This window comes from Pseudomonas sp. UBT (genome assembly GCF_050915955.1).
GTDB classification, from domain to species: domain Bacteria; phylum Pseudomonadota; class Gammaproteobacteria; order Pseudomonadales; family Pseudomonadaceae; genus Aquipseudomonas; species Aquipseudomonas antarctica_A.
Genome location: NZ_CP168079.1, coordinates 4448462 through 4460371 on the forward strand (window position 1 = coordinate 4448462; position 11910 = coordinate 4460371).

Sequence of the window (11910 nt, forward strand, 5' to 3'; positions counted from 1 at the left end):
CCGATTACGACCGCGCCTCAGGCGTAGAGTTGCAGAAACACCCGCTCACGCTAATCCCGTTCAATGCCCTATTCGGGCTGGCCCCACAGCGCTGTGTCGACAATAATCAGCACTCTTGCGGCAGGCGACTCACCTGCCACTCCCCTCCCCTTCCGTAAGCCTGGATGCCATGCTGACCTGGTTGCAACGCGACTCCCTGACTTTTCCGCCACTGGCCAAGGCCATGCGCGAACCCAATGGCTTACTGGCCGCCGGTGGCGACCTGTCGGCCGAACGACTGGTCCAGGCCTATCGCCATGGCTGCTTTCCGTGGTTCTCTGAAGGCCAGCCCATTCTCTGGTGGTCTCCAGACCCGCGCACGGTGATATTCCCCGACGAATTGCATGTTTCACGCAGCCTCGGCAAATTATTGCGCCAGCAGCGGTATACCGTGACATTCGACCAGGACTTCGCCGCCGTCATCCAGGCGTGCGCCGCGCCGCGCAGCTATGCGGACGGCACGTGGATCACCGAGGGCATCCAGAACGCCTACCTGGAGCTGCACCAGCGCGGCTACGCGCACTCGGTGGAAGTTTGGGATGAAGGGCAGTTGGTCGGCGGTCTTTACGGCCTGGCGATGGGCCAATTATTTTTTGGCGAATCCATGTTCAGCCGCGCCGCCAATGCCTCCAAGTTCGGCTTTGCCACACTGACCCGTCAGCTACAGGCCTGGGGCTTTGTGCTGATCGACTGCCAAATGCCCAATGATCACCTGCACAGCCTTGGCGCCCGCGCCATACCGCGCAGTGATTTCGCCGAGTTCCTGCGCAACCATTTGGACCAAAGCAGCTCTGGACCGTGGGTTTCCTAGGCGACTTCCTTGCACCTGGCTTACACTTATTTCAAAGCTTATCCCGAGGGTTGATCATGACCGAGCTGGCGCGCTTGAAGTTTTATGCCACTCAAGCCCACTCCTGCAGCTATCTGCCCGACGAGCAGGCCACGACGCTGTTCCTCGACCCCAGCCAGCCCATGGATGTGCATGTGTATGCCGACCTTTCAGAGATGGGTTTTCGGCGCAGCGGTGATCACCTGTACCGTCCGCATTGCCAGAACTGCAATGCCTGCGTGCCGGCACGCATCCCGGTCGCGCAGTTTTTGCCGGACCGCAACCAGAAACGCATCCTCAAGCGCAATGCCGACCTGACAGTCACCGCCACCAAACCGCACTTCAGCGAAGAATATTTCGATCTTTACCAACGCTACATCGAGCAGCGTCATGCCGACGGCGACATGTTTCCGCCCAGCCGCGATCAGTTTTCGACATTTCTGGTGCGCGACTTGCCCTTCTGCCGCTTCTACGAGTTCCGCCTGGACGGGCGCCTGCTGGCGGTCGCCGTAACCGACCTGCTGCCCAACGGCCTGTCGGCGGTGTACACCTTCTATGAACCCATGGAAGAACGTCGCAGTCTCGGGCGTTTCGCCATTCTCTGGCAAGTCGGTGAAGCCCTGCGTCTGGAACTGGAAGCGGTGTACCTCGGATACTGGATCAAGAACTGCAAAAAGATGAACTACAAGACCCAATATCGGCCCATTGAGCTACTGATTAATCAAAGATGGGTAACGCTTAACTAGAACCCCTTGGCTTGAACACCCTTTTTCGGGCACAATGCACGCCGCTTTTGCCTGGCGCAGTTGCACCGGGCCATTCACTGGATACCGAGGGCTTTACTGCATGTCGAAAGAAGACAGCTTCGAAATGGAAGGCACTGTCGTCGACACCCTGCCCAACACCATGTTTCGTGTGGAGTTGGAAAATGGGCACGTCGTAACCGCGCATATCTCCGGCAAGATGCGCAAGAATTACATTCGTATTCTTACCGGTGACAAAGTGCGCGTCGAGCTGACGCCCTATGACTTGAGCAAAGGGCGCATCACTTACCGCGCTCGTTAATCAAGTCAATACAAGACGCCCGGTTATGCCGGGCGTTTTTGTGTGTGAGCTATTTGCCTGACACTGCAAAACCTGTGGGAAGGGAGACTTGCTCCCGATAGCGGCGGGCCAGTCAATATATTCAGCGACTGACACACCGTCATCGGGAGCAAGCCCCCTCCCGCATTTGATCTTCAGTGTTTAGGAGACAGCAAAAAGGCGCCTTTCGGCGCCTTTTTGCTGTGTTGCAGTCAGCTATCAGGCCATTTCGGCCGTGGTTTCGAACTCGAAGGTCAACTCGCCATCCTTCAAGTCGATGTGTACCACACCGCCATGATCGGAAAGCTCGCCAAACAGGATCTCTTCGGCCAGTGGCCGCTTGATCTTGTCCTGGATCAGACGCGCCATTGGGCGAGCGCCCATTGCCGAATCGTAGCCACCCTGTGCCAGCCAATTGCGCGCCGCGTCCGTCACGTCCAGCTGCACGCGCTTGTCTTCCAACTGCGCTTGAAGCTCGGTAAGGAACTTGTCCACCACGCTTTTGATGACCTCATGGCTGAGGCGACCAAACTGGATAATGGTATCCAGACGGTTGCGGAACTCCGGCGTGAAGCTCTTCTTGATCACTTCCATCGCATCAGAGGAGTGATCCTGATGCGTAAAGCCGATAGAGGCTCGCGCAGCGGTTTCAGCACCCGCGTTGGTGGTCATGATCACGATGACATTGCGGAAGTCCGCCTTGCGCCCGTTGTTGTCGGTCAGGGTTCCGTGGTCCATGACCTGCAGCAGCAGGTTGAAGACTTCCGGGTGGGCCTTCTCGATTTCATCGAGCAGCAATACACAATGCGGCTGCTTGGTGATCGCCTCGGTCAACAGACCGCCCTGATCGAACCCCACATAGCCTGGAGGCGCACCGATCAGGCGCGACACCGTGTGGCGCTCCATGTATTCGGACATGTCGAAGCGCACCAGTTCGATACCCATGGCCTTGGCCAACTGCCGCGCCGCTTCGGTCTTGCCGACGCCGGTAGGGCCTGCAAACAGGAACGAACCGACCGGTTTGTCCGGCGACTTGAGGCCCGCACGCGACAACTTGATCGCTGTGGACAGCGCGTCGATGGCCGCATCCTGACCGAACACGGTCAGCTTGAGGTCGCGCTCCAGATTACGCAGCAGCTCTTTGTCGGAACTGTTGACGTGTTTTGGCGGAATCCGCGCGATCTTCGCCACGATGTCCTCGACCTGAGGCACGTCGATGCGTTTCACGCGTTTCTCGACCGGCTGCAGACGCTGGTACGCCCCTGCTTCGTCGATCACGTCGATCGCCTTGTCCGGCATGTGGCGATCATTGATGTAGCGCGACGCCAGCTCAGCAGCCGCTCGCAACGCCTCATCGGTGTACTCGATGCCATGGTGCGCTTCAAAACGCCCCTTGAGCCCGCGCAGGATGCTGATGGTGTCTTCAACCGAAGGCTCGGACACGTCGACCTTCTGGAAGCGACGCGCCAGGGCGCGGTCTTTTTCGAAGATCCCGCGAAATTCCTGGAACGTGGTCGAGCCAATGCAGCGGATATCACCCGACGACAACAATGGCTTGAGCAGGTTGGAGGCGTCCATCACCCCGCCGGATGCCGCACCGGCACCAATGATGGTGTGGATCTCATCGATAAACAGGATCGCTTGCGGGCGTTTTTTCAGCTCGCCGAGCAGCGCCTTGAAGCGCTTCTCGAAATCGCCACGGTACTTGGTCCCGGCGAGCAACGCGCCGAGATCAAGGGAGTAGACGACGCTGTTGGCCAGCAAGTCAGGCACCTGGTTATCAACAATGCGCTTGGCCAGGCCTTCGGCGATCGCGGTTTTACCCACGCCCGCCTCACCCACCAGCAACGGATTGTTCTTGCGACGACGCGCGAGGATCTGCGCTACACGCTCAACCTCAAGCTCACGCCCCACCAGCGGATCGATCCGCCCCTGGCGCGCCAGTTCATTGAGGTTACTGGCATAGGCATCCAGTGGATTGCCCGAAGAAGAAGACTCACCGCCCTCGTCGTCCTGCATATCCTGCTCACCCTCGGAATGATCGCCGTGCCCAGGCACCTTGGAGATACCGTGGGCGATGTAGTTGACGACATCAATACGGGCAACGCTCTGCTGTTTCAGCAGGAACACTGCCTGGCTTTCCTGTTCGCTGAAAATCGCCACAAGCACGTTGGCGCCTGTGACTTCACGCTTACCGGAGCTCTGTACGTGGAACACAGCACGCTGCAATACCCGCTGAAAGCCCAGCGTCGGCTGGGTCTCACGGTCCTCGTCATGCACGGGGATCAGTGGCGTGGTGGAGTCGATAAACTCCTGCAGGTCATGCTTGAGTTTGTCGAGGTTGGCGCCGCACGCACGCAGAACGGTGGCGGCAGCTTCGTTATCCAAAAGTGCCAGCAGCAGGTGTTCGACGGTCATGAATTCATGACGCTTCGAACGAGCCTCCTTGAAGGCAAGATTGAGAGTGACTTCGAGCTCGCGGTTTAACATAGCTTCACCTCATACCCAAGTGGTCGGCGTTAACCGTCCTTCTCGATTTCACAGAGTAGCGGATGCTGGCTTTCCCTGGCGTACTGGTTGACCTGCATGGCCTTTGTCTCGGCGATGTCGCGGGTAAACACTCCACATACTGCCCGTCCTTCTGTGTGAACGGCCAGCATTACCTTGGTCGCCAACTCGCGGTTCAGGTTAAAAAACACCTCGAGCACTTCGACCACGAAATCCATCGGTGTGTAGTCATCATTGAACAAAACCACCTTGTACATCGGCGGCGCCTGTAGAGCAGGCTTAGCCTCCTGAACAGCAATGCCTGCAGAACCGTCGTCATCGTGTTCCTGATCCGGGCGATCCTGATTGAATGTTAGTCGAATCTGGCTGATTGCATGCATGGAAAGAAAGGTTCGTCAGTGGTTCAAATACGGTGATGGGGGCGACCTGCCGGAATTTCAACTCTGACTATACGGTCGCCTTGACTATCGGCGAATCGGTGTTACAACCAATAGAACCCACAGTGGGTAAAAAAGGTCCGCGCAGTCAACCTTATTTATTCGGGTTAGGACGGATAAACTGGATGATACTCCAGTGATGGAGTCTGGTGCAGAGGGATATGGTATGTCTGGCGTCAAGATCAATGGCAAGGTCAAATGGTTCAATAATGCCAAAGGGTTCGGGTTCGTTAACGCGGAAGGAAAACCCGAAGAAGATCTTTTTGCGCATTACTCGGCAATTACCATGGACGGCTACAAGACACTGAAAGCAGGTCAAGCGGTGAGCTTTGAAACCATTCAGGGACCGAAAGGACTGCACGCAGTGAAGATCGAGGCAGTAAAAACCGAAGTACACGAAAACCCCGCAATCCCAGCGGCTCACAAAGAAAAGACAGTAATGGCCTGATCCGCCACTGAGCCTGCAGGTTGCAATAAAAAAACCGGCCACCTCATTCCACTTGAGACGGCCGGTTTTTTCTTGCCTGCTGTTTACATGTGCGAAATCAGCGCATCACCAAAGCCCGAAGACGACACCAGCTTGGCGCCCTCCATCAGGCGCTCGAAGTCATAGGTCACGGTCTTGGCCGAAATAGCACCATTGGTGCCCTTGATGATCAAGTCAGCCGCCTCCGTCCACCCCATGTGCCGCAGCATCATTTCTGCCGACAGAATCAATGAACCGGGGTTTACCTGGTCTTTGCCTGCGTATTTCGGTGCGGTGCCATGGGTGGCTTCGAACATTGCCACGGTATCCGACAGGTTGGCCCCCGGGGCAATACCGATACCGCCCACTTCCGCCGCCAAGGCATCGGAGAGGTAGTCACCGTTCAGGTTGAGGGTCGCGATTACATCGTATTCGGCCGGACGCAACAGGATCTGCTGGAGCATCGCATCGGCAATAGCGTCCTTGACCACCACATTCTTGCCGGTTTTCGGATTTTTGAACTGCATCCACGGGCCACCGTCGAGCAGTGTCGCACCGAACTCTTCAGCCGCCACTTCGTAGGCCCACTCCTTGAAGGCACCTTCGGTGAACTTCATGATGTTGCCTTTGTGCACGATCGTCAGCGAGTCGCGGTCGTTATCCACGACATACTGCAGGGCTTTGCGCACCAGGCGCTTGGTGCCTTCCAGGGACACTGGCTTGATGCCGATGCCGCAGTCCTGATCGAAGCGAATCTTGGTGACGCCCATCTCTTCTTTCAGGAACTTGATCACCTTGATCGCTTCCGGCGAACCGGCCTTCCACTCGATACCGGCGTAAATATCCTCGGAGTTCTCGCGAAAGATGGTCATATCGACATCGCCAGGCTTCTTGACCGGGCTGGGTACACCTTCGAACCAACGCACCGGGCGCAGACACACATACAGGTCGAGCTGTTGACGCAGGGCCACGTTCAACGAACGAATGCCGCCGCCAACCGGCGTGGTCAGCGGGCCCTTGATGGAAACCACGTAATCCTTGACCGCATCCAGGGTTTCCTGGGGGAGCCAGGTGTCCTGGTCGTAAACTTGAGTCGCCTTCTCGCCCGCATAAACCTCCATCCACGAGATTTTGCGCTTGCCGCCGTAAGCCTTTTCAACAGCTGCATCGACCACCTTGATCATCACAGGGCTGATGTCGACGCCAATACCGTCGCCTTCTATATAGGGGATGATCGGTTGGTCAGGAACATTGAGAGAATGGTCTGCATTGACGGTGATTTTGTCGCCGACTGCCGGAACCTGAATCTTCTTGTATCCCATGCTGAACTCCATCTATGGATTGAACATCTGGCTGCGTTCGAGCCTACTCCAGATAAATGGCGACCGAAACCTCGCGCCAGGCTCATTTGCATCGAAAACAGCATATTTGGTCGTCTACAAGCTTGAAAGCAAAGGCAAAATCGCCAATCTTGAGCACATCGTGCGACTTTGGTCGCAGTCCGGGCCCTGCGACCTTTAGACCAATGGACGACTCACCTTTTGTATGAAGGCTCGGCGTAAGCATAGCGACCTATGTATAATGCCGCCGCTGACCCAAGAGTCACGACAGCTGACCGCTCTAGACAGTAGCCTTCAGCCAGAAAGCAGGACTATTACAATAGTCCACCCGCTTGACGCTCGACTGATGCAACCCAACATCACCGCGAAGAAACCTCGACATTTCGCTCATGGATGACTTTGAACGAACGCGCTCCACCCGGCGCATCTCGAGTTTCTGCGCACGCTTTCAGCAAAGAAGAGAGTTAATCCGAATATGCCCACCCGCTCGAAGATCATCTACACCTTCACCGACGAAGCACCAGCCCTCGCCACCTATTCACTGCTGCCTATCGTAGAGGCCTTCACCGCTTCCGCTGATATTGCCGTGGAAACCCGCGACATCTCCCTGGCCGCGCGCATCCTCGCAAGCTTCCCCGAGCAACTGGGTACCCAGGCTGTCCCGGACCACCTCGCCGAACTGGGCGACCTGGCCGTTACACCTGAAGCCAACATCATCAAGCTGCCTAACATCAGCGCCTCGACCCCGCAGCTGCAAGCTGCGATCAAGGAACTGCAGGCCCAGGGCTACGCCCTGCCGGACTACCCGGAAACCGTAACCACCGACGCGGAAAAAGAAACCCGTGCACGTTACGACAAGGTCAAGGGCAGCGCCGTGAACCCGGTCCTTCGCGAAGGCAACTCCGACCGCCGCGCACCGCTGTCGGTCAAGAACTACGCCCGCAAGCACCCGCACAAAATGGGCGCCTGGGCTGCGGACTCCAAATCGCACATCGCTCACATGAGCAACGGCGACTTCTACGGCAGCGAAAAAGCCGTACAGATCGAAGCCGCTGACGCTGTGAAGATCGAGCTGATCGCCAAAGACGGCACCGCGACCGTACTGAAAGAAAAGACCTCGGTACAAGCCGGCGAGATCATCGACACCGCCGTGCTGAGCAAGAAAGCCCTGCGCAGCTTCATCGCCGCTGAAATCGAAGACGCCAAGAAACAAGGCGTGCTGCTGTCGGTCCACCTGAAAGCCACCATGATGAAGGTCTCCGACCCGATCATGTTCGGCCAGATCGTTGCCGAGTTCTATAAAGATGCCCTGGCCAAGCACGCTGTCGTGCTGGAGCAGATCGGCTTTAACCTGAACAACGGCATCGGCGACCTGTACGCTCGCATCAAGGCACTGCCTGCCGACCAGCAAGCACAGATCGAAGCTGACATTCAGGCGGTCTACGCCGCTCGCCCTTCCCTGGCGATGGTCAACTCCGACAAAGGCATCACCAACCTGCACGTGCCGAGCGACGTGATCGTCGACGCCTCGATGCCGGCAATGATCCGTGACTCCGGCAAAATGTGGGGCACCGACGGCCAGTTGCACGACACCAAGGCGGTGATCCCGGATCGCTGCTACGCCACCATCTACCAAGCCGTCATTGAAGACTGCAAGGCGCATGGCGCTTTCGACCCAACCACCATGGGCAGCGTGCCAAACGTTGGCCTGATGGCGAAGAAAGCCGAAGAGTACGGCTCCCACGACAAGACCTTCCAGATCAAGGCTGACGGCGTCGTGCGCGTCACCGACAGCAAGGGCACCCTGCTGATGGAACAGGCTGTTGAAGCCGGCGACATCTTCCGCATGTGCCAGACCAAAGACGCACCGATCCAGGACTGGGTCAAACTGGCCGTCAACCGTGCCCGCGCCAGCAACACCCCAGCGATTTTCTGGCTGGACCCACAGCGCGCTCACGACGGCGTCGTGGTTGAGAAAGTTCAGGCTTACCTGAAAGACCACAACACCGAAGGCCTGGACATCCGCATCATGTCGCCGGTCGACGCGATGAAGTTCACCCTGGAGCGTACCCGCAAGGGCCAGGACACCATCTCGGTGACCGGCAACGTACTGCGCGACTACCTGACCGACCTGTTCCCGATCATGGAACTGGGCACCAGCGCCAAGATGCTGTCGATCGTACCGCTGATGAACGGCGGTGGCCTGTTCGAAACCGGCGCCGGCGGTTCGGCTCCCAAGCACGTGCAACAGCTGGTTGAAGAGAACTTCCTGCGCTGGGATTCCCTGGGCGAGTTCCTGGCCCTGGCCGCTTCCCTTGAGCATTTGGGTGTGACTTACAACAACCCGAAAGCCCTGGTGCTGTCCAAGACCCTGGACCAGGCCACCGGCCAGTTCCTCGACAACAACAAGTCGCCATCGCGCAAAGTCGGCAACATCGACAACCGCGGCAGCCACTTCTACCTGGCGCTGTACTGGGCTCAAGCCCTGGCCGCCCAGACCGAAGACACGGCACTGCAAGCGCAGTTCGGCGAGCTGGCTAAAACCCTGAGCGAACACGAGGCGACCATCGTTGCCGAGCTGAACGCCGTACAGGGCAAGCCAGTGGACATCGGTGGCTACTACGCGCCGAACCCGGAGCTGACCAGCAAAGCCATGCGCCCAAGCAACACCCTCAACGCGGCCATTGCCAAGTTGAAGTAAGGTTGTAAGGATGCAAAGAAGCCCCGGCCCCGTGCCGGGGTTTCTGTTTGTGCCCACTGCGCTTTTCGCTGAAGAAACCGGATTAAAATGTAGGAGCGGGCTTGCTCGCGAATGCGGCGTGCCAGTCGCCCGATGCATATCTGATGCATTGCATTCGCGAGCAAGCCCGCTCCCACACTGACTGCAATCCTGCCCAAAGACCGCCCCGCACCATGAATCGAGGTTTTGAATGACCTGGCAACCCCACATCACCGTCGCCACCCTCGTCGAAGACAACGGCCGCTTCCTGATGGTCGAAGAACTCAAGGGCGGCCGCGCCGTGCTCAACCAGCCCGCCGGCCACCTCGACCCGAACGAAACCCTGACCGAAGCCGCCGTGCGCGAGACCCTCGAAGAAACCGGCTGGGACGTCGAAGCCACCGGCATTGTCGGGATTTACCTGTACACCGCCCCCAGCAACGGCGTGACCTACCAGCGCGTGTGCTTCACCGCCAAGGCCCTCAAACACCATCCGGAGTATCAACTGGACGACGGCATCATCCGCGCCCGCTGGCTCACCCGTGACGAGCTGATGGCCGTGCGCGACGACTGGCGCAGCGAACTGATCATCCGCTGTATCGATGATTATTTGGCCGGCCAGCGCCACAGTCTCGAATTGATCCGCCCTTCTCTTTAGCCTTGAGGGCTTGGGCCTGATAGAATCGCGTCCTTTTTCAAGACACCCGTTGAAACCCTATGCGTGATCCAGCCCCTTCTGACACACAAAAGAAGCGCGTCATCGTCGGCATGTCCGGCGGCGTGGATTCTTCCGTTTCCGCCGTTCTGCTCATGGAGCAGGGTTATGAGGTGGAAGGCCTGTTCATGAAGAACTGGGAAGAAGACGATGGAACGGAATATTGCACCGCCATGGACGACCTGGCGGACGCCCAGGCCGTGTGCGACAAGATCGGCATCAAGCTGCACACCGCCAACTTTGCCGCGGAGTACTGGGACAACGTGTTCGAGCACTTCCTGGCCGAATACAAGGCAGGCCGCACGCCGAACCCGGACATCCTGTGTAACCGCGAAATCAAGTTCAAGGCGTTCCTCGACTACGCCATGATCCTCGGCGCCGACCTGATCGCCACTGGCCACTACGTGCGCCGTCGCGACATCGAGGGTCACACCGAACTGCTTAAAGGCCTGGACCCGAACAAGGACCAGAGCTACTTCCTGCATGCCGTCGGCGGCGAACAGATCGCCAAGACCCTGTTCCCGGTAGGCGAGCTGGAAAAGCCCGAGGTGCGCAAGATTGCCGAGAAACACGGCCTGGCCACCGCCAAGAAAAAGGATTCCACCGGGATCTGCTTTATCGGTGAGCGCCGTTTCAGCGACTTTCTCAAGCAGTACCTGCCGGCGCAACCGGGCGAGATCAAAACCACCGAAGGTGAAGTCATCGGCCGTCACCATGGCCTGATGTACCACACCATCGGCCAGCGCCAGGGCCTGGGTATCGGCGGTTTGAAAGACGCCGGCGAAGAGCCGTGGTACGTGCTGATCAAGGATCTGGAGCACAACGTACTGATCGTCGGCCAGGGCAATGACCACCCACTGCTGTTCTCCGGCGCCCTGCTCGCTTCGGAGATCTACTGGGTCAACCCTGTCGACTTGAGCACTCCGCGCCGCCTGACCGCCAAAGTGCGCTATCGCCAGAGTGATCAGCCCTGCACCCTGGAAAAAACCGCCACCGGCTATCGCGCCACCTTTGATGACCCGCAACGCGCGGTCACTCCTGGCCAGTCCGTGGTGTTCTATGACGGCGAAATTTGCCTGGGCGGTGGCGTGATTGAAGTCGCCGAGCCCTGGAGCAACCCGGCATGAGCCCGACCCAGGAGCAATTGACGGCACTCGGCGGGGTTTTCCTCGCTGCCGTACTGGTCGACAAGATCGCCAAGACCGGCCAGGTCACCGAAGCCGGCCTGACCTGCATGCTCGGCAGCTTGCTGATCCGCGACCCCAAGGACACTCTGGAAGTCTATGGCGGTGACGATTTGGCGCTGCGCGAAGGTTATCGCGCGCTGATCGGCGCCCTGGAGCGTGACCCGAGCACCTTGCAGCGCGAGCCATTGCGCTATGCGCTGTCCATGCTCGGCCTTGAGCGCCAACTGGCCAAACGCGAGGACATGCTCGAAACCATCGGCAAACGCCTGCCGCAGATTCAGTCCCAGGTGGAACACTTCGGCCCGGCCCACGAAAACGTGATCGCCGCCTGCGGCGCGCTGTACCAGGACACCTTGAGCACCTTGCGCCAGCGAATCCAGGTCCATGGCGACATGCGCAACCTGCAGCAACCCAATAACGCCTCGAAAATCCGCGCCCTGCTCCTGGCCGGTATTCGCTCGGCACGGTTGTGGCGGCAATTGGGCGGCCATCGTTGGCAACTGGTGATCAGTCGTCGCAAATTGCTCAAAGAGCTTTACCCGTTGATGCGCAACGAATAAGTCGCACCGACAGGCCATTTTCAAGCC

The 11910-nt window shown here is 58.4% G+C and carries 11 protein-coding genes; 8 read left to right on the forward strand and 3 right to left on the reverse strand.

The features are described from left to right. The first annotated feature begins 169 nt into the window (after positions 1-169). From aat to infA, 3 genes are all read left to right on the forward strand, one after another. A complete protein-coding gene (gene aat / locus ACDZ94_RS20550; protein ID WP_432750729.1) occupies positions 170-850 on the forward strand; it encodes a leucyl/phenylalanyl-tRNA--protein transferase in 681 nt (226 codons plus the stop codon). Positions 851-906: 56 nt separating this feature from the next. Further along, positions 907-1614, forward strand: a complete 708-nt coding sequence (locus ACDZ94_RS20555) for an arginyltransferase (RefSeq protein WP_221295072.1) — start codon at positions 907-909, stop codon at positions 1612-1614. A 100-nt stretch (positions 1615-1714) separates the two neighbouring features. Continuing rightward, complete coding sequence (infA, locus tag ACDZ94_RS20560; protein ID WP_002553999.1) at positions 1715-1933, forward strand: translation initiation factor IF-1; 219 nt, start codon at positions 1715-1717, stop codon at positions 1931-1933. Between the two features lie 237 nt (positions 1934-2170). Here infA and clpA read toward each other — a convergent pair whose 3' ends face one another. Continuing rightward, positions 2171-4441, reverse strand: coding sequence for an ATP-dependent Clp protease ATP-binding subunit ClpA (gene clpA, locus ACDZ94_RS20565; RefSeq protein WP_064452892.1), 2271 nt, complete (start codon positions 4439-4441; stop codon positions 2171-2173). Between the two features lie 29 nt (positions 4442-4470). Beyond that, positions 4471-4839: an ATP-dependent Clp protease adapter ClpS gene (gene clpS / locus ACDZ94_RS20570; protein WP_053256829.1), complete on the reverse strand. Its 369-nt coding sequence runs from the start codon at positions 4837-4839 to the stop codon at positions 4471-4473. A 223-nt stretch (positions 4840-5062) separates the two neighbouring features. Between clpS and cspD the strand changes: the two genes are divergently transcribed. Next, positions 5063-5344 (forward strand): cold shock domain-containing protein CspD, encoded by a 282-nt coding sequence (gene cspD, locus ACDZ94_RS20575; RefSeq protein ID WP_064452893.1) that lies wholly within the window; start codon positions 5063-5065, stop codon positions 5342-5344. A gap of 83 nt (positions 5345-5427) precedes the next feature. On the opposite strand, the gene icd is transcribed toward cspD, so the two are convergent. Continuing rightward, a complete protein-coding gene (gene icd, locus ACDZ94_RS20580; protein WP_064452894.1) occupies positions 5428-6684 on the reverse strand; it encodes an NADP-dependent isocitrate dehydrogenase in 1257 nt (418 codons plus the stop codon). A 493-nt stretch (positions 6685-7177) separates the two neighbouring features. On the opposite strand from icd, the gene ACDZ94_RS20585 reads away from it, so the two are divergent. The 4 genes from ACDZ94_RS20585 (at position 7178) to hflD (ending at position 11883) form a co-directional block, all read left to right on the forward strand. Beyond that, positions 7178-9403 carry an NADP-dependent isocitrate dehydrogenase gene (locus ACDZ94_RS20585; RefSeq protein ID WP_221295074.1) on the forward strand — a complete coding sequence of 742 codons (2226 nt, stop codon included), beginning with the start codon at positions 7178-7180 and terminating at the stop codon, positions 9401-9403. 229 nt (positions 9404-9632) lie between these two features. Further along, positions 9633-10079 carry an NUDIX hydrolase gene (locus tag ACDZ94_RS20590; RefSeq protein WP_053256833.1) on the forward strand — a complete coding sequence of 149 codons (447 nt, stop codon included), beginning with the start codon at positions 9633-9635 and terminating at the stop codon, positions 10077-10079. A 59-nt stretch (positions 10080-10138) separates the two neighbouring features. Next, positions 10139-11263: a tRNA 2-thiouridine(34) synthase MnmA gene (gene mnmA / locus ACDZ94_RS20595; RefSeq protein ID WP_432750730.1), complete on the forward strand. Its 1125-nt coding sequence runs from the start codon at positions 10139-10141 to the stop codon at positions 11261-11263. Beyond that, positions 11260-11883 (forward strand): high frequency lysogenization protein HflD, encoded by a 624-nt coding sequence (gene hflD, locus ACDZ94_RS20600; RefSeq protein ID WP_016969254.1) that lies wholly within the window; start codon positions 11260-11262, stop codon positions 11881-11883. Before mnmA ends, hflD begins: the two co-directional genes overlap by 4 nt. Positions 11884-11910: the final 27 nt, after the last annotated feature.

Coding starts and splice junctions, on each gene's coding strand:
- aat (WP_432750729.1), top strand. CDS start 170: ATGCTGACCTGGTTGCAACGCGACTCCCTGACTTTTCCGCCACTGGCC.
- ACDZ94_RS20555 (WP_221295072.1), top strand. CDS start 907: ATGACCGAGCTGGCGCGCTTGAAGTTTTATGCCACTCAAGCCCACTCC.
- infA (WP_002553999.1), top strand. CDS start 1,715: ATGTCGAAAGAAGACAGCTTCGAAATGGAAGGCACTGTCGTCGACACC.
- clpA (WP_064452892.1), bottom strand. CDS start 4,441: ATGTTAAACCGCGAGCTCGAAGTCACTCTCAATCTTGCCTTCAAGGAG.
- clpS (WP_053256829.1), bottom strand. CDS start 4,839: ATGCATGCAATCAGCCAGATTCGACTAACATTCAATCAGGATCGCCCG.
- cspD (WP_064452893.1), top strand. CDS start 5,063: ATGTCTGGCGTCAAGATCAATGGCAAGGTCAAATGGTTCAATAATGCC.
- icd (WP_064452894.1), bottom strand. CDS start 6,684: ATGGGATACAAGAAGATTCAGGTTCCGGCAGTCGGCGACAAAATCACC.
- ACDZ94_RS20585 (WP_221295074.1), top strand. CDS start 7,178: ATGCCCACCCGCTCGAAGATCATCTACACCTTCACCGACGAAGCACCA.
- ACDZ94_RS20590 (WP_053256833.1), top strand. CDS start 9,633: ATGACCTGGCAACCCCACATCACCGTCGCCACCCTCGTCGAAGACAAC.
- mnmA (WP_432750730.1), top strand. CDS start 10,139: ATGCGTGATCCAGCCCCTTCTGACACACAAAAGAAGCGCGTCATCGTC.
- hflD (WP_016969254.1), top strand. CDS start 11,260: ATGAGCCCGACCCAGGAGCAATTGACGGCACTCGGCGGGGTTTTCCTC.